At 66.7% G+C, this 23,172-nt stretch carries 18 protein-coding genes and 1 pseudogene; 11 read left to right on the top strand and 8 right to left on the bottom strand.

All coding sequences use genetic code 11. From position 1 onward, the window contains the following. Nucleotides 1-69: 69 nt before the first annotated feature. The 5 genes from HBF32_RS19305 (at nucleotide 70) to HBF32_RS09085 (ending at nucleotide 4,116) form a co-directional block, all read left to right on the top strand. Complete coding sequence (locus tag HBF32_RS19305) at nucleotides 70-429, top strand: hypothetical protein (protein ID WP_240147808.1); 360 nt, start codon at nucleotides 70-72, stop codon at nucleotides 427-429. Next, nucleotides 426-1,109: a C39 family peptidase gene (locus HBF32_RS09100; RefSeq protein WP_338039751.1), complete on the top strand. Its 684-nt coding sequence runs from the start codon at nucleotides 426-428 to the stop codon at nucleotides 1,107-1,109. The genes HBF32_RS19305 and HBF32_RS09100 overlap by 4 nt, the downstream gene beginning before the upstream one ends. Then, complete coding sequence (locus tag HBF32_RS09095; RefSeq protein WP_166699340.1) at nucleotides 1,106-1,714, top strand: hypothetical protein; 609 nt, start codon at nucleotides 1,106-1,108, stop codon at nucleotides 1,712-1,714. The genes HBF32_RS09100 and HBF32_RS09095 overlap by 4 nt, the downstream gene beginning before the upstream one ends. Before the next feature lie 3 nt (nucleotides 1,715-1,717). After that, nucleotides 1,718-3,112, top strand: a complete 1,395-nt coding sequence (locus HBF32_RS09090) for a coiled-coil domain-containing protein (protein WP_166699339.1) — start codon at nucleotides 1,718-1,720, stop codon at nucleotides 3,110-3,112. A gap of 149 nt (nucleotides 3,113-3,261) precedes the next feature. Further along, complete coding sequence (locus HBF32_RS09085) at nucleotides 3,262-4,116, top strand: outer membrane protein (RefSeq protein ID WP_240147807.1); 855 nt, start codon at nucleotides 3,262-3,264, stop codon at nucleotides 4,114-4,116. 91 nt (nucleotides 4,117-4,207) lie between these two features. Here the strand turns inward: HBF32_RS09085 and HBF32_RS09080 are convergent, their stop codons facing one another. After that, complete coding sequence (locus HBF32_RS09080) at nucleotides 4,208-4,888, bottom strand: TerC family protein (protein ID WP_166699338.1); 681 nt, start codon at nucleotides 4,886-4,888, stop codon at nucleotides 4,208-4,210. Nucleotides 4,889-5,176: 288 nt separating this feature from the next. On the opposite strand from HBF32_RS09080, the gene HBF32_RS09075 reads away from it, so the two are divergent. From HBF32_RS09075 to HBF32_RS09060, 4 genes and pseudogenes are all read left to right on the top strand, one after another. Next, the gene (locus tag HBF32_RS09075; RefSeq protein ID WP_166699337.1) at nucleotides 5,177-6,628 is read left to right on the top strand and encodes a bifunctional 2-methylcitrate dehydratase/aconitate hydratase; all 1,452 of its coding nucleotides are present in this window, start codon (nucleotides 5,177-5,179) and stop codon (nucleotides 6,626-6,628) included. Between the two features lie 197 nt (nucleotides 6,629-6,825). Next, nucleotides 6,826-7,923 (top strand): OmpA family protein, encoded by a 1,098-nt coding sequence (locus HBF32_RS09070; protein ID WP_166699336.1) that lies wholly within the window; start codon nucleotides 6,826-6,828, stop codon nucleotides 7,921-7,923. A 161-nt stretch (nucleotides 7,924-8,084) separates the two neighbouring features. Then, nucleotides 8,085-9,675: pseudogene (locus tag HBF32_RS09065) on the top strand (hypothetical protein). A 53-nt stretch (nucleotides 9,676-9,728) separates the two neighbouring features. After that, nucleotides 9,729-10,379, top strand: coding sequence for a rhomboid family intramembrane serine protease (locus tag HBF32_RS09060; RefSeq protein ID WP_166699335.1), 651 nt, complete (start codon nucleotides 9,729-9,731; stop codon nucleotides 10,377-10,379). A 161-nt stretch (nucleotides 10,380-10,540) separates the two neighbouring features. On the opposite strand, the gene rapA is transcribed toward HBF32_RS09060, so the two are convergent. Beyond that, nucleotides 10,541-13,372: an RNA polymerase-associated protein RapA gene (rapA, locus tag HBF32_RS09055; protein WP_166699334.1), complete on the bottom strand. Its 2,832-nt coding sequence runs from the start codon at nucleotides 13,370-13,372 to the stop codon at nucleotides 10,541-10,543. Between the two features lie 238 nt (nucleotides 13,373-13,610). Then, nucleotides 13,611-14,039, bottom strand: a complete 429-nt coding sequence (locus HBF32_RS09050; RefSeq protein ID WP_166699333.1) for a DUF4879 domain-containing protein — start codon at nucleotides 14,037-14,039, stop codon at nucleotides 13,611-13,613. Nucleotides 14,040-14,285: 246 nt separating this feature from the next. Between HBF32_RS09050 and HBF32_RS09045 the strand changes: the two genes are divergently transcribed. Further along, nucleotides 14,286-14,693 carry a hypothetical protein gene (locus HBF32_RS09045; RefSeq protein WP_166699332.1) on the top strand — a complete coding sequence of 136 codons (408 nt, stop codon included), beginning with the start codon at nucleotides 14,286-14,288 and terminating at the stop codon, nucleotides 14,691-14,693. Between the two features lie 49 nt (nucleotides 14,694-14,742). Here the strand turns inward: HBF32_RS09045 and HBF32_RS09040 are convergent, their stop codons facing one another. Continuing rightward, entirely contained in the window at nucleotides 14,743-15,423 is a 681-nt protein-coding gene (locus tag HBF32_RS09040) for a Fe2+-dependent dioxygenase (RefSeq protein WP_166699331.1), read from the bottom strand. Nucleotides 15,424-15,439: 16 nt separating this feature from the next. Further along, entirely contained in the window at nucleotides 15,440-17,758 is a 2,319-nt protein-coding gene (locus tag HBF32_RS09035) for a catecholate siderophore receptor Fiu (RefSeq protein ID WP_166699330.1), read from the bottom strand. A gap of 288 nt (nucleotides 17,759-18,046) precedes the next feature. Here HBF32_RS09035 and HBF32_RS09030 point away from each other — a divergent pair, with 288 nt between their 5' ends. Beyond that, the gene (locus tag HBF32_RS09030; protein ID WP_166699329.1) at nucleotides 18,047-19,171 is read left to right on the top strand and encodes a glycosyltransferase family 9 protein; all 1,125 of its coding nucleotides are present in this window, start codon (nucleotides 18,047-18,049) and stop codon (nucleotides 19,169-19,171) included. Here HBF32_RS09030 and HBF32_RS09025 read toward each other — a convergent pair. The 3 genes from HBF32_RS09025 to HBF32_RS09015 all read right to left on the bottom strand — a co-directional run bounded on the left by HBF32_RS09025 (nucleotide 19,165) and on the right by HBF32_RS09015 (nucleotide 23,012). Further along, nucleotides 19,165-20,736: an ArnT family glycosyltransferase gene (locus tag HBF32_RS09025; protein WP_166699328.1), complete on the bottom strand. Its 1,572-nt coding sequence runs from the start codon at nucleotides 20,734-20,736 to the stop codon at nucleotides 19,165-19,167. The genes HBF32_RS09030 and HBF32_RS09025 overlap by 7 nt on opposite strands. Nucleotides 20,737-20,806: 70 nt before the next feature. Beyond that, nucleotides 20,807-21,811, bottom strand: coding sequence for a methyltransferase domain-containing protein (locus HBF32_RS09020; protein WP_166699327.1), 1,005 nt, complete (start codon nucleotides 21,809-21,811; stop codon nucleotides 20,807-20,809). Beyond that, nucleotides 21,795-23,012: a YcaO-like family protein gene (locus tag HBF32_RS09015; RefSeq protein WP_166699326.1), complete on the bottom strand. Its 1,218-nt coding sequence runs from the start codon at nucleotides 23,010-23,012 to the stop codon at nucleotides 21,795-21,797. The genes HBF32_RS09020 and HBF32_RS09015 overlap by 17 nt, the downstream gene beginning before the upstream one ends. Nucleotides 23,013-23,172: the final 160 nt, after the last annotated feature.

Below are 23,172 nucleotides of genomic sequence, written 5' to 3'. Positions count from 1 at the left end.
AACCGCGGGGCGCCTCGCGCGTTCCGCGGTTACCCGAAGGGCAGTGCGCAGACCTTCAGGAGAGCACCCATGCGGCAGTCTCGCGAATATCGAATGCGCGTGCCGGCGGCCTTGCTGGCCCTGGCCTGCGCCTGTGGAGCGGCGTACGCCACGCCACCCGGCGAAGGAGGACCGCCCCCTTCGTTCGGACCGGCCACATCCCCCGAGCGACTCAAGGACATGACCGGCGGCAGCGCCACCACCACCAACCAGCAGAACCTCAACGGCACGATGACCAACACCGAGGCGACGGACAACGTCACCGGCGGCAATTACATCTCGGGCAGTGCCTTCGGCAACGCGACCGGCTTGCCGACGGTGATCCAGAACTCGGGCAACAACGTGCTGATCCAGAACTCGACGATCGTCACCGTGCGGATGAACCCGTGAAGATCGCCTGCGCCCTCGCCCTCGGACTGCTGCTGGCGGCGCCCGCCGCACCGGCGATGAAGGTCGAGGTGCAGACGAGTCCCGGCACGTCGTATCCGGTGCGGATGACCAGCTTGAAGGAGGCACGCTTCCGCAACACGATCCGGCAGAAATACGATTTCAGCTGCGGCTCCGCGGCGGTGGCGACGCTGCTCACCTACCAGTATGGCTATCCGGTGGACGAGCAGTCGGCGTTCGACACCATGTACATCCATGGCGACCGCGCGAAGATCGGCAAGGAAGGGTTTTCGCTGCTCGACATCAAGCGCTTCCTCGCTTCGCGCGGCTTCGATGCCGACGGCTTCGAGGTGCCGCTGGAGCGCCTCGACGACGAGGGTATTCCGGCGATCGTGCTGATCAACGAGCGCGGGTACCACCACTTCGTCGTGGTGAAGGGATACAAGAACGGCCGTGTGCTGGTGGGCGATCCGGCCCGCGGCACGCGCGCGATGTCGAAGCGTCGGTTCGACGCCATGTGGACCAACCGCGTTGTCTTCGTCATCCACAACCAGCGGGACCACGCCATCTTCAACAGTCCGCGCGACTGGGCCGTCGCACCCGCGGCGCCCATCGGCGAGGGCATCGAGCGCAACGGGCTCGGTCCTCTCGTCATGCCCAAGCGCGGTCCGGGGGACATATGAACACCCGACTCCTCCTTATTGCCGCCGTACTGGCCAGTGGCCTGCCTGCCACCGCCGGCGCTGCGGATTTTCCGGTGAACCGGGCGGTTTCCGACGCGCGACTGGACAGCATCCGCGGCGGCTTCGACTTCGGCGACGACTTGCGCGCATCGTTCGCGCTGCAGCGCACGGTGCTCGTCAACGGCATGGAGGCCATACGCACGAGCATCAGCGTGCCGGACATCGCGAAGATCACCAACGAGCAGGCAACCGCGCTGCAGGAGGCGCTGCGCACCACGGTGGTGACCAACGGCATGGGCAGCGTCGCCGACGCCGTCCCGACGATGCCCGTCGTCGTCTCCCAGGCGCCGTCGGTGGGCGTGCCCCCCGTTACGGTGTCCGCGGCGACACCGGGCGCGGCATCCGTACAGATCCCGCAGACGGCGGTGACGGCCAGCCTTCCGTCTTCCGGCCTGCCGGGACTCATCGTGCAGAACTCGCTCGACAACCAGGCCATCTCGGCCACGACCACGATCGACGCTTCGGTCAACACGGCGAACATGTTGCAGAACATGCGCGTCGCGGAGTCGATCCAGAACGCGGTGATCCAGTACCGGGGGAACTGACGCATGTATCGCAATGGCAGGGTGATGCAGGCAAGGACATGCGCGAGTGCACTCGCACTCGCCGTGCTTCCGATGTGGGTGGGTGCTTGCCTCGCGCAGGACTCGCCGGTCGATCCGGCCTTGCGCGAGAAGATCGAGGCGCAAGGCAGGCGCATCGACGCGATGCGCAGCCGCATGGCGGAGCAGCTGGCCGAGCTCGAGCAGATGAAGCGCGAGCTGGCCGCGCAGGAAGTCCAGTACAACGACCTGCGCCGTGCGATCGGGCTGAATGCGCTGGAGGAGGCGCGCGGCGGCTCCGCCGCCCTCGCCGATCCGAGGGCGCAGGCCGCCCCCGCGCAGGAACAACCGCCGGGTGCGCCGCCTCCCGGCGCGCCTGTCGCCCCGGCGTCCGCGCCGGTGGCCGCCACGCAGCCGGTGGGCAGGCGCCCCGAGCAGGACGAGCGCCCGCCCGAGGTCGCGCCGATCTTCGACCAGCCCGGTGTGCTGACGCCGCGCGGGAAACTGATACTGGAGCCGTCCTACCAGTACGGCTATTCCTCGAGCGATCGCGTGGCGCTCGTCGGCTACACCGTGATTCCGGCGATCCTCATCGGTCTGGTCGACGTGCGCCAGGTGAAGACCACGACGCAGACCGGCGCATTGGCCTTCCGCTACGGCCTCACCAATCGCATGGAAGTGGAAGTGCGCGTGCCCTACGTGGACACGCACACGGACACGATCAGTCGCGAGATATTCACCGGCACGGCGCAGGACCGCCTGTTCACCACGAGCGGCAAGGGGCTCGGCGACATCGAGGCCACGTTGCGCTACCAGCTGAACGACGGTGGCGCCGACAAGCCGTATTACATCGGCTGGTTCCGCGCCAAGTCGCGTACCGGCCGGGATCCGTTCGAAGTCACCAGCGATTGCGTCACGCGCTGCGTGGAGAACTTCACCGGTACGGGACTGCCGCTACGCAGCCCGACGGGTACGGGCTTCTACTCCGCGCAATTGGGCGTCACCTGGCTGTATCCCTCCGATCCCGTGGTCTTCTTCGGCAACCTGAGCTACCTGCACAACTTCGAACGCAAGAACGTGAGCCGCAACGTGCTCGGCGCCGGCAAGCAGTTCCTGGGCGACGTGAAGGCCGGCGACATCGCCGATATCAGCATCGGCATGGGCCTCTCGCTCAACGAGAAGGCCTCCATCAGCATCGGCTACGACCAGGCGTTCGTGGGCCGCACCCGGCAGAACAACCATCCCTTGCCCGGTTCCGCGCGGGCCACGCTGGGTTCGCTGCTGATCGGCGGTTCGTACCGCTTCAACGACAAGGAGACGTTGAACGTGACGCTCGGCGTGGGCATCACGCGCGACACGCCCGATACGACGATCACGGTACGCGTACCCATCACGCTTTGACGTCGTGGATTTCGTCTTCACCTGTGCTTCACCGACCGTGCCTGAACGCACTTTCATGCGCGAAGGTTCCCGTGCACACGATGCACACGTAACCGCTCGTTAATCTTTCGTCCGGGGGTACGAACAAAAAACTTTGCAGGGAGTTTGGAATGCGCACACGTTCACATCGTCATGCCAAGGCCGCCACCGGCCTGGCCATCGCTTCTCTCGTGGCCTTCGGCGCCGCCGCGCACGCGCAGGACGGCGGAAAGAAATCCCAGTCGCGCGCGCTGGACAACGTCAGCATCTGGGCCGGCGGCTACTACACCAACAACGACACGACGATCGGCGCCCATACGGGCATCATGAACACCAGCGGCGACGTGAACCTCGAGGACGATCTCGACTTCAAGAAGCACAAGACCGTGCCCCGGGTCCGCCTCGATTTCCTCATCGGCGAGCACCAGGGCTTCTCCTTCGATTACTACGAGGTCGATCGCTCCCACTCGAAGACCCTCTCCGAGCAGATCAATTTCCTCGGCAATCCGATCGACGCCACGGCGCGGGTCAAGGGCGACCTGAAGTTCACTTTCGGCAGCGCGGCTTACAAGTGGTGGTTCGGAACCGGCGACGACGTCTTCGGTGTGGGCTTGGGCGCGGCGTACTACAAGGTACACGGCAGCATCTTCGGCTCCGCGACGGTGAACGGGGAGACCTTCCAGGAAGGCGCGAGCACCAGTACCGACGCCTGGGCGCCGAACCTGCAGCTGGGCTGGCGCCATGCGTTCAGCGACCAGTGGCGCATGTACGTCAACGCCAACGGCGTGAAGAAGAACGGCGGCCGGCTCAACGGGCACATCTGGGATGCCGCGGTAGGCGTCGAGTGGTTCCCCTGGGAGAACGTGGGCTTCGGTGCCGAATACGCGTATACGCGGATCAAGTTGAACCAGGACAAGCGCAACTACGATCTGGACCTCGACATGAAGCTGCACGGCCCGGCGGCTTACGTCCGCTTCCGCTTCTAAGCGCTCGTGTAGGAGCCGCCATAGCGGCGAGAGCAGTCTTGCCGTTTTGTCGCAAGGTTCCCTCGCCGCTATAGCGGCTCCTACAGAGAGCCTAGGCCAAAGCCTTACGCCCGGCCCTGCGCGCCCACAGCCAGCCACCAAGGCAGATGCCCAGCACCAGCACCGCGTCGAGCGTCCACGGCGCCCAGGCGTTTGCCTGGAACCAGGCCGCCACCAGCCCGTCGTGCGCGATCATCCGCGCGGACGTCCATGCGATGGCGCCCGCGCCGATATAGATGATGATCGGAAAGCGGTGGATGAGCTTGAGGATCAGGGTGGAGCCCCACACCACCAGCGGCACGCTGATCGCCAGGCCTAGCACCACCAGGCCCATATGGCCCTTGGCGGCGCCCGCGATCGCCAGGACGTTGTCCAGGCCCATGAGGGCGTCGGCCACGACGATGGTGCGGATCGCCGACCAGAAGCCGGAGGCGGCCGAAACCTCCGGATCGTGCTCGCCGGGCTTCAGCAGCTTCCAGGCGATCGGCAGGAGCAGGAGGCCGCCCACCAGCATCAGGCCCGGCAACTTGAGCAGCCAGATCACCGCGAAGGTGAGGGCGACGCGTACGGCGATGGCGCCGAAGGTGCCCCAGAACACGGCCTTCCTCTGCAAGTGCGGCGGCAGGTTGCGCGCGGCCAGGGCGATGACGATGGCGTTGTCGCCGGCCAGCACGAGGTCGAGGAGGATGATGGCGGCGAGGCCGGAGAAGAATTCGGGACTCAGGAAATCCATGCGATAGGGCCTTGGCGCGCTGGGGTGGACCCATGCGGCGGCGACGGGTACGCGCGCCCGTCGTCACCGCAAAAGTCTCGTTCCCGGCGCGAAGCCGCCGCGACGACCGGGGCGCATGGGGCGCCCGTACTGACGATCGACGCACGCGGACCGGGACGGCCCGCGGAACTACTCCCCTTCGGGTGGTAGTGGAACCCATTGTCCCTGTTGGGATGCAGCGCGGCAAGACATCGACCCGGGGTGACCGGTTAAAATCGCCGGCTTTCCCAACTCTCTCGAGTGAAGTCCATGAGCGCACACGACATCCGTTCCGCCACGCGTCCCGATCCGGACCAGCCGCTGGTGGACATCGCCAACTACGTGGCCGATGTCCAGATCGACTCGCAGGAGGCCTACGACACCGCGCGCTACATGCTGCTCGACTCGCTGGCCTGCTCCGCCCTGGCCATGAAGTTCCCGGACTGCGTGAAGCATCTCGGCCCGGTCGTCCCCGGCGCGACGCTCGCCGGCGGTTCCCGCGTGCCGTTCACCTCGCACGAACTGGACCCGGTGCAGGCCGCCTTCGCGATCGGCACGCAGATCCGCTACCTCGACTTCAACGACACCTGGCTCGCGGCCGAGTGGGGTCACCCCTCGGACAACCTCGGTGCCATCCTTTCCGTGGCCGATTACCTGTCCCGCAAGGCGGTGAAGGAGGGCGGCAAGCCGCTCACCGTGCGCGACGTGCTGGGCTACGCCATCAAGGCGCACGAGATCCAGGGCTGCTACGCCCTCAAGAACAGCTTCAATCGCGTGGGCCAGGACCATGTGATCCTCGTGCGCCTCGCCTCCACGGCGGTGACCACGGCCATGCTGGGCGGTGGCAAGGAACAGATCACGACGGCCGTCTCGCACAGCTGGATCGACAACGGCGCCCTGCGCACCTACCGCCATGCGCCGAACACGGGCCCGCGCAAGAGCTGGGCCGCCGGCGACGCCTGCCGCCGTGCCGTCACCCACGCGATCAACGCCGTCTATCGCAACGTGGTGGGCTATCCGTCCGCGCTTTCGGCGAAGACCTGGGGCTATTACGACGTGGCCTTCAAGGGTAACGCGTTCGAGTTCGAGCGCCCGTTCGGCAGCTATGTGATGGAGAACGTGCTGTTCAAGATCAGCTTCCCGGCCGAGTTCCATGCCCAGACCGCCGTGGAGTGCGCCATGGCGCTGCACGCCCAGGTGAGCGGCCGCCTCGACGAGGTGGAGAAGGTGGTGATCGAAACCCAGGAAGCCGGTTGCCGCATCATCGACAAGACCGGTCCGCTGGCCAACTATGCCGACCGCGACCACTGCATCCAGTACATGGTGGCCGTGCCGCTGATCTTCGGCCGCCTGACCGCCGACGATTACAACGATTCGGTGGCGGCCGATCCGCGTATCGACGCGCTGCGCGACAAAATGACCGTGGTGGAGAACCCGCAGTTCACCAAGGACTACTTCGATGCCGAAAAACGCTATATCGGCAACTCGGTCCAGGTGTTTTTCAAGGACGGTTCGTCGACCGAAAAGGTTTCCATCGATTATCCGATCGGTCACCGCAAGCGCCGCGCCGAAGGCATTCCCGTGCTGCTGAAGAAGTTCGAATCCGCCCTGCGCGCCGAATGGCCCGCCGAGCGCGTGGAGAAGCTGCTGGCGATCACATCGTCGCCGGAGACGCTGGACGCCATGCCCATTCACGAGTTCATGACGCTCTTCACGGCTTGATAATCGCCGTGACTCGAGTATGAACGGCGGTTTTGGGCATGTGCCCAATTGTTTGATTTTTGCTAAACTGCCGCCGCCCGTTAAAGGGGTACCAAAGCGAGGGACAGCCGAAGTCCCCGGATTCGACAAAGAGTTCTACGCGCGATTTCCGTCTGGGGTGGAGCGCGGACGCGAATACCAATAATGAGGAGACACCGATGAAACGTAAGGGCTTGTTTTTGCTGATCGGGTTGGCCCTGGGCGGCGTGGGTGCCGTTCACGCGCAGGAGTCCGCCGACACGGCGGGTAACGGCTATGACGGCCGCTGGTACATCGCCCCCACCGTCGGCGGCTACTACAACGACACCGACCGCAACACCAACAGCCGCCAGGTCTACTACGGCCTGGGCTTCGGCAAGTTCATCTCCAACAACGCGTCGATCGACATCTTCGCCGACCGCACCAAGCGCGACAACGATGGCACTGGCCACTGGTCGAACAACAGCTACGGCGTTGCCGCCCGCTTCTACGCCGGTGCGTGGGACAGCTGGCGTCCGTACCTGCTCGCCGGCGTGATGGGTTCGTACCATCACAACCCGTCGGACAACGGCTGGTCCCCGGCCGCTCAGCTCGGCGTCGGCGTGTCGAAGACCATCACCGACAGCTCCGACATCCGTGTCGAAGCCGGCTACCGTTACGACTGGGACGACAAGACCAACGATAGCGAGAACGGCTACGGCGACTGGTTCCTCGGCTTCTCGATCGTTTCGCGCTTCGGCGAGCCGCCGGCTGCTCCGGCTCCGGCCGCTGCTCCGGCCCCGGCCGCTCCGGACTGCTCGACGCTCGATACCGACGGCGACGGCGTGAACGATTGCGACGACAAGTGCCCGGCCACCCCGGCTGGCACGATCGTCGGCCCGGATGGTTGCCCGCAGAAGGTCGTCATCGACCTGCGCGGCGTCAACTTCAAGTTCGACCGTCCGAAGAAGGGCGAGACGAACATCGGCCCGACCCTGCAGGAGCCGACCAGCGAATCGCTGGGCGTCCTCGACCAGGCTGTCGACACCCTGCAGCGTTACCCGCAGGTCAAGGTCACGGTTGCCGGTTACACGGATAGCGTCGGTAAGGACGCCTACAACCAGGGCCTGTCCGAGCGTCGTGCGAAGATCGTGTACGACTACCTGACCTCGCACGGCATTGGCGCGGATCGTCTGGAAGGCCCCATCGGCCACGGCGAGAACAACCCGATCGACACGAACGACACGGCCGAAGGCCGCGCTCGCAACCGTCGCACGGAACTGCAGGTCCAGCAGTAATCCAGGCACGATCGGTAGCAACAGAAAAGAGCCCGGCGCAAGCCGGGCTCTTTTTTTTGTGCACCATGGACGAGCGGGAGTATTTGAGGACCCGTCGCCCCCGCGACAGCGGTACGCTAGCCCTACCGACAACGTCGGGTCCCGAAAAGACAGGGTTTGGAATGACTTCATCTCCTCATCGACGCCGCTTCGGCGGTGGCGACCTCAACGGTGTCCTCGGGCTGGTGGTGGACAACCTTTCGTTGCTGGCCTTCATGGCGAGCGCGCTGGTGGGTCTCTTCGGGATACCGGCGGATATCGTTTTTCGCCGGATGTTCCCGGGCACGGCCGCTCGGCGTCCTGTTGGGCAACCTCGCCTATACATGGATGGCCCACCGGCTGGCGGCGCGCACCGGCCGTTCGGATGTCACCGCGATGCCGCTCGGCATCGATGCGCCGACGACCATCGGCATGGCCCTGCTGGTACTGGGGCCAGCCTTCGCGGCATACCGGCAGGCGGGCCTGGACGCGACGGCCGCGGGCGAGGCCACGTGGCGGCTGGGCATGGCGTCGCTGGTCGTCATGGGCCTCCTCAAGTTCGTGCTCTCGTTCTTCGGCGCATGGGTGCAGCGCTCGGTGCCGCGCGCGGGCCTGCTCGGATCGATCGCCGGCATCGCGCTCGTGCTGATGGGCTTTCTGCCCTTGGTGGAGATCATGCGCGTGCCGGTGGTGGGCTTCGCCGGGCTGGGCGTCGTGCTTTATGGCCTGGTGGCGAAGCGCCGGCTGCCTTTCGGCGTGCCGGGCGTGCTCGGCGCCTTCCTGGTCGGCGTGCTGCTCTACTACGGGCTGGGGCCCATGGGATGGCTGGGCAGCGGCTATGACGCGCCGGATCACTGGCAATGGCGGCTGGGCTTCCCGTGGCCTAACCTGGGCTTCGTGCAAGGTCTTGCCGCGACGGTTCCCTATCTTCCGCTGATCCTGCCGTTCGGCCTGCTGATGGTCGTCGGTGGCATCAACGTGACCGAGAGTGCGCGCGCCGCCGGCGACGACTACCCCACACGCGACATCCTGCTTGTGGAAGCCCTGGCGACACTGGTGGCCGGCGTCTGCGGCGGCGTGGCGCAGACCACGCCGTACATCGGGCAGCCGGCGTACAAGGCGATGGGCGCGCGCACGGGCTACACGCTGGCGACGGGCCTCGTGATCGGCCTGGGCGGCGTGCTCGGGTACCTGTCGAACCTGGTGGAACTGCTGCCGGTGGCGGTGCTCGCGCCGATCCTCGTGTTCGTGTCGATCGGCATCACCACGCAGGCGTTCGAGGCGACACCGCTGCGTTATGCGGGCGCGGTGGTCTTCGCCTTCTTCCCCGCGATCGCGCGCATGCTCGCGATCAAGCTGGGCGATCCGACGATCGTGGATCCGGCGCGCTTCGCCGCGCTGTACGCCGATGCGAGCCATGGCCTCCCCAGCATGGCGGTGATCGTGATCCTGGGCAACGGCTTCATCGTCACGTCGATGGTCTGGGCCAGCTTCGTCGTGGCGATGATCGATGGACAGGTGCGCAAGGCAGCCGGCATCGTGGCGCTGGGTGCCGTGCTGACGGCCTTCGGGCTGATCCATTCGGTGGAGCCCATCGGCGCGGTCTACCTGCCGTGGACGCTGGATGCGGCGGCACAGGCGCTGGTCTGGCCCTTCGTCGCGGCCTATGGCGCCCTGGCGGGGGTACTGTTCCTGCTGTCGTTCGGCCGTTCGTCTGCCGCGACGCACGCTTGAATTGGACCGCCGGCGCAGCCACCCTTGGGCATTGACTGACTGATATCGAGACGATGCCGACGAACCTGCCGCCGGTCACCCGGAACCTCCTGATCGCGAACATCCTCGTGTTCGCTCTGCAATACTTCCTGCGCGACCAGGACACGCTGGCGCTGACGCGCTGGTTCGCCTTGTGGCCGTACGGCCACGATGTCGCCGTGGACCTTGGTGGCGGCGATGTCGCGGGCATCGGCTTCCGGATCTGGCAGGTCGTCACCTACGGCTTCATGCATGGCAACATCATGCACATCCTGCTCAACATGTACGCGCTGTACATGTTCGGCGGGCTGATCGAGCGCGTGATGGGCGCGAAGCGCTTCACGATCTACTACTTCACCTGTCTCGTGGCGGCGGCGGTCGCGCAGCTCGTCGTCGTCTACCTCTTCGAGTCGGAGCGCATGTATCCGACGGTCGGCGCGTCCGGTGCCGTGTTCGGCCTGCTCGGCGCTTTCGCGATGCTGTTCCCGCGCGAGAAGCTGATCCTGATTCCGATCCCCATCGGCCTTCCCGCGTGGCTGTTCGTCACGCTCTACGGTGCTGCCGAGCTCATCTTCGGCGTCACCGGTACGCTGTCCGGCATTGCGCACTTCGCCCACCTGGGTGGCCTCGTGGCAGGGCTTTGCCTGCTCTGGGCGTGGGGCGTGAGGCCACCAAGCTACCGCTGACCCTGTAGCAACTGTCTTTGTAGGAGCCGCTTCAGCGGCGATGGGTGCTCGCGGCACGCTGGCCCGCTGCCGCGGGATCGCCGGCGTAGCCGGCTCCCACAAGGTTCCCTTAGGCCCGCTTCTGCAGGAGCCGCTATAGCGGCTCCTGCATCCGGGTGCCCCTAGCGCAGCGCCAGGAAATCCGGGCTCACCACGAAGCGCACGGCATCCAGGCGCACGCGCGCTTCCGGGATGGCGGCGAGCAGGGCGTCGCGCTCGGCGGCGATGGCGTCCACCTCCTCGTCGGTGATCGAGGGATTCACCGAGTGCAGCGCGACCAGGCGCGCATGTTCCGCATCCAGCTCGCGGCGCGCGGCGTCCATGGCCTCGGCCTTGAGCACGTCGGCGCGCGCCGCGGCGAGATCCTGTGCGCGGTCCAGCATCGGCGGCACCAGCTTTGACAGGAACTTGCGATAACGCGGCACTTCGATGTTGCGGTCGGCGGCGCGGCGCAACGCGACATCGCTCGGGCGGAACTGGGGGCGCTCGCCCAGCTTCGTATCCACCGTGAGCAGCAGCGGCGTGGCGGGAAGGAAGCGGCCCGCGTCGAGCGTGCGGTCGGCGACGATCTCGAGCACGAATACGGCCTGCAAGAGCGCCGTGCGGACGGGAAGGGCATCGTCGACGAGGAACGCCGCGTTGCCGTCTTCGCCGGAGACGAGGAGGTCCATCGCCGCGGCCACCATCGGGTGGTCGAGACGGAGCAGGGGAAGGTCTTCGCGGGCCAGCGCGATGTCGCGGGAAAACGTCACCGAGACCGGGCCATCGGCGAAGCCGGGCAGGCCGTCCGTGGACAGGTATTGCGGATCGAGCAACACGATGCCGCGCGCGAGTTCCTCCGCATGCACGCCATAGGTTTCGAACAGTCGCTGCACGAAGAGGTCGCGCACCGGGTCGTCGTCTTCGGCGGCGAAGCTGCCGGCGAGGTCGCCCGCATGCGGATCGCGGCTGGCGGCGAGTTCGAGCAGGTGGTCGCGACCGGCGTGGATCAGCGCGGAGAGCTCCTCATGCGCGCCGCGCGTTTCCGCGATGAGGGCGTCCAGTTCCTGGTCGCGGTCGTCGTCCTCGCGCGCGTGTTCGTCGGCGAGGCCGGCAAGCAGGCTGCCGAAGCGGCGCAGGAGCTCGCGCCCGTCGGCGGGGCTGGTACGGAACGCATCCAGGCCCTCGTCGTACCAGCGGGCCAGCACGTGCTGCGCGCTCTGTTCGAGCACGGGCACATGGACGACGATGTCGTGCTTCTGGCCGATGCGGTCGAGGCGGCCGATGCGCTGTTCCAGCAGGTCCGGGTCCAGCGGCAGATCCCACATCACCAGGCGATGGGCGAACTGGAAGTTGCGTCCTTCCGAGCCGATCTCGGAGCAGAGCAGGAGACGGGCACCGTCGGGCTGGGCAAAGAAGGCCGCGTTGCGGTCGCGCTGGACGATGCCGAGGCCTTCATGGAAGCGCGCCACGCCGACGCCGCTCTTCGTGCGCAGCGCGTCCTCGATGGCCATCACCTTGGCCTGGCTACGGCAGAGCAGAAGGAACTTGTCGTTCGGATGGGCGTCGAGCAGGCCGATGAGTGCGGCGAGGCGCGGATCGTTCGTGTAGTCGAATTCGAGCGCCGCCGGCGGCTGCTGGATGTCCGAACGGAATTCGGCGAGCAGCGCCTCGCGCCGGCCCGGGTCGAGGGTCGCCGGATCGATGGCGAGGATCTCGGGCATGCGCCGCGGGAATCCGCCAATGCCGGCGCGGCGGTTGCGGAACATGGCCCGGCCGGTGCCGTGGCGGTCGATCAGCGCGGCGAGCAGTTCGTCACCGGCGTCGTCGCGCGCGAGCAGGGCCGCGAGTTCGCGGTCGCCCTTGAAGCGTCCGCCGAGCATCTCGCGCTGTGCCGCATTCAGTGGCTTGCCGGCGGCGAGCGTGCTCGCGACGTCGGAGAGCGCGGTATAGCCCGCCGATTCGGCGAGGTAGGCGTCCAGATCGGCATAACGCTGCGGATCGAGCAGGCGCAGGCGGGCGAAGTGCCCGGCGCGGCCTAGCTGTTCCGGCGTGGCGGTGAGCAGGATCACGCCCGGCGTGGCCGAGGCCAGTTCCTCGACCAGGCGGTAGCGCGGGCTGGCGCCTTCGGGCGTCCATTCCAGATGATGGGCCTCGTCGACCACGATCAGGTCCCAGCCGGCCTCGGCCAGCTGGCCCGCGCGCTTCGGCGACGATTCCAGGAAGGCGAAATCGGCGATGACGAGCTGTTCGTCCTCGAACGGATTGCGCCCGTCGTTGGCCTGCTCGATGGCCTCGCAGCGCTCTTCGTCGAAGATGGCAAAGGACAGGTTGAAGCGGCGCAGCAGTTCCACGAACCACTGGTAGACGAGGGTCTCCGGCAACAGCACGAGCACGCGCCCCGCGCGACCCGTGGCCAGCTGGCGGGCGAGGATCATGCCCGCCTCGATGGTCTTGCCCAGGCCCACCTCGTCGGCCAGCAGCACGCGGGGCGGGCGGCGCGCCGAGGCGATGCCCGCCACACGCAGCTGGTGCGGCACGAGTCCGATCCGCGCGGATTCCAGGCCCCAGGCGGCCGAGCGGCGCGCATCGGCGCGGCGGCTCAGGGCTTCCAGGCGCAGGTCGAAGCGGTCGTTCGGGTCGGTGCGGCCGCCGATGAGGCGGTCGTCGGCCTGCGACAGTGCCTGTTCGTCGTCGAGCTGGCCCTCCTCGAGTTCGCGGCCTTCGCCGCGGTAAACGAAGAGGCCCTCGCGTTCCTCGATGCGCTCGACCAGGAAAGCGATGCCCTTGCCGGATACGCGCTGGCCGGCACGGAATTCGGCGCGGATCAGCGGCGCGCTGTCGGTGGCATAGGGACGAAGGACGCCGGACTTGGCGAACAGCACCTGCACGCTGCGTCCTTCCACGCGAAGAATGGTGCCGAGGCCGAGCTCAGGCTCGGCAGTGGAGATCCAGCGTTGACCGGGTTGGAACATGCTTTAGGGAGCCAGGACATCAGGGGGTGCCAATTATCCGCTCCCCGAGCCGTCCCCGTCACCACGTCGCCGTCGTGCCACCCGCCGCCCCTGCCCCCGGCCTTCGCCGGGGCAGGCTCTGCCGGGCCTTATCCGCTCGAATGCCCTCGACTCCAGTCACCGGGGCGAGGGCGACGTCTAGCGGCTCTGAACGATAAGGTGTTCTGTTGGAAAGGAACAGGCACCGGTTAGAGCAGCTCTATTTCACCTGAAGGTTTACTCGCCGCACGCCACCGACCCCATTGGGGATCACCATGTAGTCGAAGTTACCGCCGTCACGGCCGCTCGCGTCCCATGTGCGGCGATAGCCGACGATCGTCCCGCGACCGTTGCACGGCCTTGCATAGCCGCGAACGTTGCAGAGAGGCTGTGTCTGGATCTCGCGAAGATTGAAGCCGAGTAGCCGGGCTTGAGCGTTGTTCCCGTAACCGATTTCCTCGGTCGTGATATGCATCCTTGCACCGCCATGATTCCGGGACGTGGACGAGGCCCAGGGAGACAGCGTTTCCGTACCGCCCTGGGTAGAGTCTACGGAATAGACATAAACACTGGAGAGATTGTTGGCTTGCGCGAAATCACAAAGTAGGGTCGCCGCTATTGCGGCTGCCGCGATGCTGAGGGTTTTCATGCATTGTCCTTGGATTGGCCGGATTGGCCTTGACCAGCATGGCGTCAAGGTAAGTTCACCTCGACCAGTCAGGCCCGCAACCTCGCGAAGGTAAAGTGCCTATTGTTGGGTGCGGTAAATCGGCGCGCCCGTGCATGTAAGTGATGATCGTGAATTGCGGTGGGTATTTCACTTCCAAGACGAAAGGCCCCTTAAACCCGGACTCTCCATCTGTTCTTGTTGGTCGACCAACCCAAGGAGCAGACCATGCATATCACACCGTTGTGTTCTCCGGTTCCAGGTGATGCCTCGAAAGCCATGCGACCCTCTCAAGGCCCTCAGCCGCAGGAGTCCAGGAAGCAGGATCGCCCGCCGTTATCGAATCGTATCGATTTCTCGAGGGTAACGCCCCGGCAGCTGCAGGAATACCTCGACGAAATGATCTTCAGCGAGCAGATCGATCTGCTCGATGCGACAGCCCTCAGTACTTCCCTTCCATCAGGCATTTTCGAACGCGCGCCCGACACTCCCATCGACCTTCGTGCGCAGATCGAAGGCATGATCGAGTTCGACCGGAATAACGGATTCGATCTGCTGGCAACGTTCTACACCGGCTTGCTCGAGCGCATGAAGATGATGGAGGATCGTTCCGTGCATATTTCCGTCACGGCATGAGTTCGCCGGAACACCGGTATAGCCGGCTCCCGCAATAACCCCAAACCTTTCAGGTCTCAGCCCAGCGTCGAAGCAGGTTGTGATACACGCCGGTCAGCTGCAGGATCGAAGCCTGGTCCGCGCCATCCGCCGACAACGTGCGGATGGCCGTGTCCATTTCCAGCAGCAGGCGGCGCGCGCCATCGTCGCGGACCATGCTCTGCACCCAGAAGAACGACGCGATGCGCGCGCCGCGGGTGACGGCGGCGACGCGGTGCAGGCTGGACGAGGGATAGACGATGGCGTCGCCGGCGGGCAGCTTCACCTCATGCTCGCCATAGGTATCGCTCACGATCAGCTCGCCGCCATCGTATTCCTCCGGCTCGCTGAGGAACAGCGTGCAGGAAACGTCGCTGCGGACGTGCGTGTCGGCATCGGCGGTGGCCATGACGGCGCCGTCGATATGGAAGCCGTACTCGCCGCCACCTTCGTAACGGTTGAAACGCGGCGACAGCGTGCGCAGCGGCAAGACCGCCGCATGGTAGAGCGGGTGGCGGCCCAGCGCCGCGACGACGAGCGCACCCAGTTCGCGGCGCAGCGCCGACCCCTCGGGCAGCTGCAGGTTGCGTTTCACCAGCGCGCCTTGCGGACCGACGGTCTGCCGCCCGTCGGTCCATTCGGCGCTTTCCATCGACGCGCGCATCCCGGCGACCTGTTCCTTGCTCAGGACTTCCGGTACGTGCATCAGCATGGCGGTTTCCTTTCGATCAGAAGCGGACGTTGGCGGTCAGCATGGCCGAGCGGGGCGTGCCCGGAGTGTAGCGGTAACCGCTCTTGTTGATCGCCGCGACGTAGGTCTTGCCGAACAGGTTGTAGACGTTCAGCTGGACGTCGACGTGGCGGTTGATCGGGTAGCTGGCCATCGCATCGAACACCCAGTAGGCCTTCGTATAGGCGGGCGTGCCCACCGCGCCATCCGTGCCCCGCTGCAACTCGCCCGAGTAACGGGCACCGCCGCCGATCGTGAGGTCGAACGGCAGGTGATAGGTGGTCCACGCCGTGAACGCGCGCTTCGGCGTGTAGGCGAGGTCGTCGGAGCCGTTCGCGGTGACGCCGGCGCCCTTCTCGACGGTGGCATCCATCGTGGTGAAGCCGGCGCTCACCGCCCAGTCGTCGGTGAGCTTGCCCAGCGCGGATATCTCCACGCCCTGCACGCGCTTCTTGCCGACCTGGTAGTAAAGGAGGTCGGTCGGGTCCTGCACCAGCTCGTTGGTCACCGTGGTGCGGTAGAGCGCCGCCGTGAGCAGCAGCTTTTCGCCGAGCAGGTCCCACTTCGTGCCGACCTCGGCGGTGCGCGCCTTCTGCGGATCGAAACGGGGGTTGTCCGCGCTGTTGGCCGACGATGAGAGCGTGAGCGTATTGCCGCCCGGCGGCTCCTGCGACTGCGCGACGTTGGCATAGATGCTGCCGTTGGCGGCGGGCTTGTAGAGCACGCCGACCTTGTAGTTGACCAGGTTGTCGCTCTTCTTCGCATCCACACCGGGCAGCACGCTGCCCGCGGGAAGGGTGCCGCAGGCCGGACCGCTGCGGCCGCCGCAGACGACCAGGCTGTCGAATTCGGTCTTGTAGTGGTCGACACGCACCCCCGCGTTCACCTTCCAGTGCTCGCCGAATTTCACGGTGTCGAAGAAGTAGGCCGCCGCGGTGGTCGTCTTCCCCTGGCTGGTCGCGCCGGTTTCGCCGTAGTGCAAGCCGCCGACGTTCGAATACGGACGATAAAGGTTGGCGGCAGGCCAGGTGCTGCCGCCGAGCGCCCCCAGGCCGATCGTGCGCGCGCGCTCCTGGGTCAGTTCGATACCGGTGCTGATGTCCTGCGTCACGGCGCCGCTGCCGATCGAGGCGGTCAGGTTGGTCTGGTTGGTGGCGATGCGGTTGGACTGGTGCTTGAACGTGGGATTGCTGCGCGCGATCGTCCAGGCGAACGGATCGGCCGGATCCGGCGTCCGCAGGTTGGCCGCCGAGCCCAGGAACGAGGTGAGCAGGTAGTCCTGCGTGGTGCGACCCCAGCGCGAGGTGTTGTGCAGCGTGAGCGTGTCGCTGACATCGTGCTCCACGATCACCGTGAACATGTCCTGGGTGACATGGTCGTGGTCCTGGCTCGTGCCGTAGAAGTTGTCCTGGTCGACCTTGCGGGCATGGTCGAGGAACGTACGCGAATCCGGGCTGGTGTAGCCGGGCAGGCCGATGGTCGGCACGCCGCCGTCGGGCACGTTGTTCTGCTTGATGTGCAGGTAATCGAGGTAGACGCGGGTAGGCGTGCCCAGACCGAAGGCGAGCGACGGCGCGATGCCCCAGCGGTTGGTTTCCACCTGGTCGCGGCCGTAGACGCCGCTTTCCTGGCCCATCACGTTGAGACGGAAGGCGGCATCGTTGCCCATCGACTGGTTCCAGTCGGCCGTGGCGCGGCGGCGCTGCCCGCTGCCGAACTGCACGGAGCCGGAAACGCCATTCCCGAGCACGGGCTGTTTGGTCACGAGGTTCACGGCGCCGGTCGGCGCGGTGCGCCCGTATTCGGTGCCGTCCGGGCCCTTGGTGACTTCCACCTGTTCGATGTTGAAGACATCGCGCGAGACGGTGCCCAGGTCGCGCACGCCGTCCACGAAGATGCTGCCGGACGTGTCGAAGCCGCGCATATAGATGGAATCGCCGGTGTTCGTCGAACCGTTTTCGCCGACGAAGAAGGTGCCCACGCCGGGGCTGTTCCGTAGCGCTTCCGTCAGCGTGGTGGCGCCCTGCTGCTGGATCAGCTGCTTGCCGATGACCTGGATGGTCTGCGTCGTGTCGAGCAGCGACTGGGTGAATTTCGGCGAGGAAACCTTGTCGACGCGGTAGTCGCTGGAGCGGTCGGCCTCGACCTTCATGCCGGGCAATGCCTGCGCGTCGTTGACCTTGGCCTGCTGCGGGGGCGCGGGGACGTCGACGGGAACCTCCGCAGCGGTGGCACCGTGGGCGAGGGCGAGAAGAACGGCGGTGCCGACGGTGCGCGCGGCGGGAGCGCCGTGCTTCCGGCTCGTGATGAAGGCCATGGATCGATTCCTTGTGCGAATGAAGGGAACGGCCTTCGTTCGCGCATACGCCACCGCTCGCGCGTCACCGGGGTGGTGCGAGGGCAAGACTCCTGTTGTCCCTGGGTCGGGCGTGCGCGGGTACGGGACCCGTCTGGCTGCCTATCGTAAGTTTAATGAGAACGATTTGCAATCGTATCCGAAACTAAGGGCCCGCTAAGCGCAGCGTAGGGGAATCGTCATTTTGCCGACAGGAAGAAATAAGCATGCGATGGCATCGTGAGTGGCACATTTCAGAGTGCTTCGTCTATGTCACCCGTCGCAACCCATTCGTCCGGCCCATCGGTGGTGCCTGCCCGCAAGCCCCTGCACGGGAACGCGGCAACCTGGCGAAGGCGCGCCGCGGCGTGGCTGGCACGGCATTTGCTGGCCCCCCAGAAGAACCTCGTCGGCGCGGGCGAACTTCCCGCATTCGGGATCCAGCGCATCCTCGTCTGCCGTCCCAACCACCGGCTGGGCAATACCTTGCTGCTGACGCCGCTGCTGGTGGAGATCGAACGGCGCTTTCCCGGGGCCGAGGTCGATCTCCTGTCGGCAGGCCCCGCGGCCCGCGCGATCTTCCGCGGCTTCGACATCGTTGGCGACTGCGTGACGCTGGACCGCCGTGCGGTTCGCCACCCGCTTGCGACCTGGGCCGCGCTGCGCAAGCTGCGCGCCCGTCGCTACGATCTCGTCGTCGATGCCGCCTCGGGATCCTCGTCGGGACGTTTCGCGAGCGCGATGGTGAAGGCACGTTTCCAGTTGCGGGTGGACGCGCTGTCCGGCGGAGCGACCGCCACGCACCTCGCGGCGCGGCCGGTGCATGCGCTGCGCTGGGCGCTCGGGTTGCCCGGCGATGCGCCGGTGCCCCCGTTGGACCTGCGCCTGACCGATGCCGAGCGCCGCTGCGGACGCGAAGCGCTGTCGCGGGTGCTCGGCCCCGCCGGCGAGCATGCGCCACCGGTGCTGGCGATCTTCCCGAACGCCACGGGGGCCAAGCGGCTCGCGCCCGAATGGTGGAGCACGTTTACCGCCGAACTGGTCGCACGTCATGGCGCCTTGCGCATCGTCGAACTGGTCTCGGCCGACGGCCAGTCGCGACTCGGTGGCGCGTATCCGACGTATTACACGAGCGATCCGCGCAAGCTCGCCGCGTTCATCGAAGCCGCGGGCACTTACCTCAGCGCCGACTGTGGCGTGATGCACCTGGCGGCGGCCACGTCGGCGACGGCGGTCGGTCTCTTCGGCCACACCGATCCCGCGCGCTACGCGCCCTATGGAAGAAACAACACGGCGGTGTCCTGCGAAGACGGCGACCCGCGCAGTGTCGTCGCGAGGGTTGCCGCGCACCTCGAGCGTCGCGCTTCACCCGCCCCCGAGACCGGCGCTCAATAGGCGCCACGGCGCACTATCGGCGCAGGCACCAGGCCTTCCCAGCCGTCCGCCAGCTTCACGACGAGAAGCGCTCCGGCGGGTGGCTGGCTCTTTCCTCCGTGGATCAGGGCGACACCCCCGGGGTTCTCGGTCGCCCACCGGGCGGCATCGGCCGCATCGACGACAGGCAGGGGCTCGGGCAGCCGGGCGAGGAACCCGACCATGCCGGGTTCGTCGTCGAGGGCGACCAGGGGCACGCCGCGCTGGCGCAGGTCGCGAACGTATCCGGCAAGGTCGTCGACGTTGGGCGATCGCCCGAGCACCGTGCCGAGCTGAAGCAACAGTGCGACCACGATGCACAGCGAAGCCACCGAGGTCGCCTCGATCCCACGGTGGCGGCGTGCCGAGACGAACGTCGCAAGGGCCAGCAAGGCGAAAGCCGCCGCCGCCGTGGATAACCATCCGGCGTGCTCACTCCTTCCCGACAACGCGAGGGCGACGGGCCACGCGCATGCCGCGGCGGCGAGAAGGATCGCGTAAACCGGGCGGCGATGGGCGATCGTCTCCGGTTGCGCGGCCACGATGGCGGCGAGGATCAGCGAGGCTCCCGGCAGCAACGGAAGCAGGTAATGCACCTGCTTGCCGCTGATGAGGGAGAACAGCAGCAGCGCGACGGCCGACGAGGCGATGCCGAAACGCAGGCGGGGATCCCGACGTGCGTCGCGCGCTCCGCGTGCGAAAGGCCGCCAGCGAATCCACAGGATCCAGGGCAGGGAAAGCAGCGGTAAAAGCAACAGGTACCAGTACGGGCCGCGACGATGCGCGAAACTGTCGGTCACCCGGCCGAATGCCTGGTGGCGCAACGTCTCGACGACCGGCACATGGTCGACTTCCGCCGCGGCGCTCGCGGCCCACCAGGCCAGCGGAAGGCAGGACAGCAGGAGTGCGACGAGCGCCAGTCCGATGCGCCAGGGTCTCGCCGGATGGGGAGCGTTCCACCAGGGGCTCAGCAGGATCGGACCGATCAGGTGCACCGCGACGACCGGGCCTTTCATCAGCATGCCCAGCGCCGCGCAGGCGAACAGCAACACGAGGGCGGTGCCGTGCCCGTCGCGCAGCCAGTGGATCAGGGCAAGCAGGCTGCCGGCGACGAAGAAGCACAGCGGCACGTCGAACATGATGCTGCCCGAGAACGCATCGAAGAGGACGAAGGGAAGCAGGATCCACGGTGCGAGCGGCGGGTTCTGGCCGCCGGCGACCAGCCGCCGCTCGATCGCGCCGAGCAGCGCTATGGTTCCCGCCGCCGCCGCGAGCGAGACCATGCGCGCCGCCCAGATCGAATGGCCCAACAGCTGCCAGGCGAGTCCGATCAGCCAGAAAAGGAGCGGCGGCTTGTCCAGGTAGGGGCGGCCGTTCAAGGTCAGCCACGCGAAACCGTCGCTGTGCTGAAGCTCCCATGCGACGGTGAGATACCGCGTCTCGTCGACGGGGACCGCCGGAAGAAGGACCGCGACGAAGGCGACAAGACCCATCCATAGCCATGGACGGCGTACCGGCCCATCGAAATGGCTGAGGATGTGCGGCATGTGTGGATGGTAAGAATCTGCGCTTAGGGTGTCCTTAGAACCGGAAGTACGATCTTGCCGGAAAGGCGCACTATGCCTTTCGGCAGAGTACGTGCGCATCCCGACCTCTGGAGGAAGGTGGTCTCCTGCCCATGTCGGGAACCTCCAGCACGTAATACTGGACGAGCGCCGGGCCCTCCGGGAGCGCCGCGCTGCACTGGACGACGCGCAGGCCGTGCATGGCTGCCTGCCCGCGAACCGGGACGAGCAGGGGGGTGTGTCCGAAGAGTATGACGATGCCGCCGGGACGCACGGTAACCACGAGGCGGTCGAAGATCGCCAAGGCCTGCGCGCGAGTGACGACCTCGGCATTGAGGAAGCGCACGATGAGGCCGTCGCACGATGCCATTCCTGTTCCGGTGGCGTCGGCCACCTCGAAGGCCACCGCGCTGCCGGCGTGCCGTGTCCTTGCGGTGTCGATCATGCTCGCCGAGATATCGCTGCCTTCGAAGCGCAAGAGGGGGCAGCTCGCGGCCATCGCGGCGACGAAATCACCGGTGGAACATGCCGGGTCGCGCACCACCGCGCCGGGACGCAGCCACCGCGCCAGGGTATCCGCACACAGGGAGCGCATATGTAGCTCGTCCTCGGCGAGGCGCGCCGGCCGCGAGGCGAGGCGCGCCCAGAACGCCGGTGGACAGACCGCTTCGCGGCCGCCGGCGTCGAGCGGAGGGAAGGGAAAGACGAGATCGCTCGAAGGATCGCCGGAAGCCTCGCGCAGGAACCCCTCGGCCTCCGTGGCCGTGCGCAGGGTGAAATCGAAGAGGAGCATCTCGCTGCACAACGACATGTCGAGTCGGTCGCCAAGCAGGTGCGTTGCATGGATGCGGTTCGACAACGAGGGGCCGGCGGGCGAGTCCATGACCGACCTGCGTCCCAGCCACTGCCTATCGCGATGCCGCAGCAGGAAGTAGGGCTGTCGCGCCTCGGACGATCGCTCGACGAGCCGGTACCGCCGTGGCGCGTCGCCGCGTGCGTCGCGCATGCGGTCGCGCCATTGCCGCTCGTCGCGGAGCCAGTCAGGCGTATCGCGCATGGCTGGCACGTCGGATCGGGAAGGAGGGAACCACGAGGTTGCCGTGTCCGACGATATGGTAATGCTCGAAGCCGGGCACGAGGACCTGGCACAACGCGATATCGCCATGGCGGCAGTGGATCGTGTGGACGAGTGGCGAATAACCCTCGTCACGCAGCCCGCGCATGCCTTGCGACAGCTGCGCGGCGACGCTGCCGGCGGAGGCGGTGTTCCGTGGCGTTACATGCTGCCGCCGTGCCGCGTCGAATCGCGCGGGAAGGTCGGCGACGCAGGCCCGGTGCAGTCGCGGCCACGGACGGAGGCGTAACTCCGCGCGGATCAGGTCGTTCGCCACGGCCGGCGCGACCTGCGCCATGACATGCATCTGCACCAGTTCGCTCAGGGCGCGGCGCATGCCATGCGATGCCCGCGCGGAGCTGCCGCTTCCGTAGACGTGCACGGGGTGGGGACAGGTGGGGGCGAAGGCCAGGAAGGTGTGCGCGGACTTGTGCGAGGAAATGTCGAGCAGGATGGCATCCTGACCCAGTTCGCGCTCTGCCAGCGACCAGAGCCGCTCGATGTCGCGCTCGACGGTCCGCCGGTCGACCACGCGCAGTGCCTCGTCGTCGCGGTCGTGGAAATGCGCGCGCAGAAAATGGGAAACGTCGTCGCGTTCGATGGCTTCGTTCATCGCGTGCAGGCTCGCCTCCGTGGGCGTGGACCCGATAGCCGTGCCGCTGTTGCAGGCATAACGGCGAAGGCTCGCATAGTCGAAGTCGTCGCCGGGGGCGGGATCGTCGATATAGGTGGGGCGGGCGAGGGCGAGCGGATACAGCGCCGCGCCGCCATGGAAGAAGTCGGCATAGACGCGGCAGGCCATCGAGCTTTCCGGCTGCTCGGCGAGCAGGGCGTCGATCGCCTTGCCCAGTCCCTGGGGAACCCGTGCCGCCGGCGTCAGCACATGGTGCGCGGAGCATGCATCGTGCAGCGCGAGATGATGTTCGAAGGCTTCGAACAACCCGCCGACGAGCGCTGTTTCCGCATCGCCCTTCCCCACGCCCGTGCACAAGGGCCTGCCTTCCGCATCGAACAGTTCGACCAGGGTGGCATGCAGGGCTTCGCCGTGGACCGTCGCGCGCCAGCGCAGCCCGTGGTCGGCGAGGGCGGCCTCGATGCGTGCGCGGGCGGCGGCTAATGGGAATTCGCGTTCGAATGGAATCATGTGCTCCTCCATGAAGGAACGGGGCCATCGGCCCCGTTCCACTGCCGTCAATCCTCGGCGATCTCGTCGAGCTCGGTCGGTGCCAGACGGGCGACGACGGTCGCGGCGTCTTCCTGCTCGTTCTCGCCGGGCAGGTGAGCGAAGGCGCGGGTCATGTATC

The organism is Luteibacter yeojuensis (assembly GCF_011742875.1).
GTDB classification, from domain to species: domain Bacteria; phylum Pseudomonadota; class Gammaproteobacteria; order Xanthomonadales; family Rhodanobacteraceae; genus Luteibacter; species Luteibacter yeojuensis.
Note: the sequence above shows the minus strand (reverse complement) of the source record. Positions and strands in the feature narration are given on the sequence as shown.

What these genes read in the sequence shown, in the direction of transcription:
- HBF32_RS19305 (WP_240147808.1), top strand. Translation starts at nt 70, where the DNA reads ATGCGGCAGTCTCGCGAATATCGAATGCGCGTGCCGGCGGCCTTGCTG.
- HBF32_RS09095 (WP_166699340.1), top strand. Translation starts at nt 1,106, where the DNA reads ATGAACACCCGACTCCTCCTTATTGCCGCCGTACTGGCCAGTGGCCTG.
- HBF32_RS09090 (WP_166699339.1), top strand. Translation starts at nt 1,718, where the DNA reads ATGTATCGCAATGGCAGGGTGATGCAGGCAAGGACATGCGCGAGTGCA.
- HBF32_RS09085 (WP_240147807.1), top strand. Translation starts at nt 3,262, where the DNA reads ATGCGCACACGTTCACATCGTCATGCCAAGGCCGCCACCGGCCTGGCC.
- HBF32_RS09080 (WP_166699338.1), bottom strand. Translation starts at nt 4,888, where the DNA reads ATGGATTTCCTGAGTCCCGAATTCTTCTCCGGCCTCGCCGCCATCATC.
- HBF32_RS09075 (WP_166699337.1), top strand. Translation starts at nt 5,177, where the DNA reads ATGAGCGCACACGACATCCGTTCCGCCACGCGTCCCGATCCGGACCAG.
- HBF32_RS09070 (WP_166699336.1), top strand. Translation starts at nt 6,826, where the DNA reads ATGAAACGTAAGGGCTTGTTTTTGCTGATCGGGTTGGCCCTGGGCGGC.
- HBF32_RS09060 (WP_166699335.1), top strand. Translation starts at nt 9,729, where the DNA reads ATGCCGACGAACCTGCCGCCGGTCACCCGGAACCTCCTGATCGCGAAC.
- rapA (WP_166699334.1), bottom strand. Translation starts at nt 13,372, where the DNA reads ATGTTCCAACCCGGTCAACGCTGGATCTCCACTGCCGAGCCTGAGCTC.
- HBF32_RS09050 (WP_166699333.1), bottom strand. Translation starts at nt 14,039, where the DNA reads ATGAAAACCCTCAGCATCGCGGCAGCCGCAATAGCGGCGACCCTACTT.
- HBF32_RS09045 (WP_166699332.1), top strand. Translation starts at nt 14,286, where the DNA reads ATGCATATCACACCGTTGTGTTCTCCGGTTCCAGGTGATGCCTCGAAA.
- HBF32_RS09040 (WP_166699331.1), bottom strand. Translation starts at nt 15,423, where the DNA reads ATGCTGATGCACGTACCGGAAGTCCTGAGCAAGGAACAGGTCGCCGGG.
- HBF32_RS09035 (WP_166699330.1), bottom strand. Translation starts at nt 17,758, where the DNA reads ATGGCCTTCATCACGAGCCGGAAGCACGGCGCTCCCGCCGCGCGCACC.
- HBF32_RS09030 (WP_166699329.1), top strand. Translation starts at nt 18,047, where the DNA reads ATGTCACCCGTCGCAACCCATTCGTCCGGCCCATCGGTGGTGCCTGCC.
- HBF32_RS09025 (WP_166699328.1), bottom strand. Translation starts at nt 20,736, where the DNA reads ATGCCGCACATCCTCAGCCATTTCGATGGGCCGGTACGCCGTCCATGG.
- HBF32_RS09020 (WP_166699327.1), bottom strand. Translation starts at nt 21,811, where the DNA reads ATGCGCGATACGCCTGACTGGCTCCGCGACGAGCGGCAATGGCGCGAC.
- HBF32_RS09015 (WP_166699326.1), bottom strand. Translation starts at nt 23,012, where the DNA reads ATGATTCCATTCGAACGCGAATTCCCATTAGCCGCCGCCCGCGCACGC.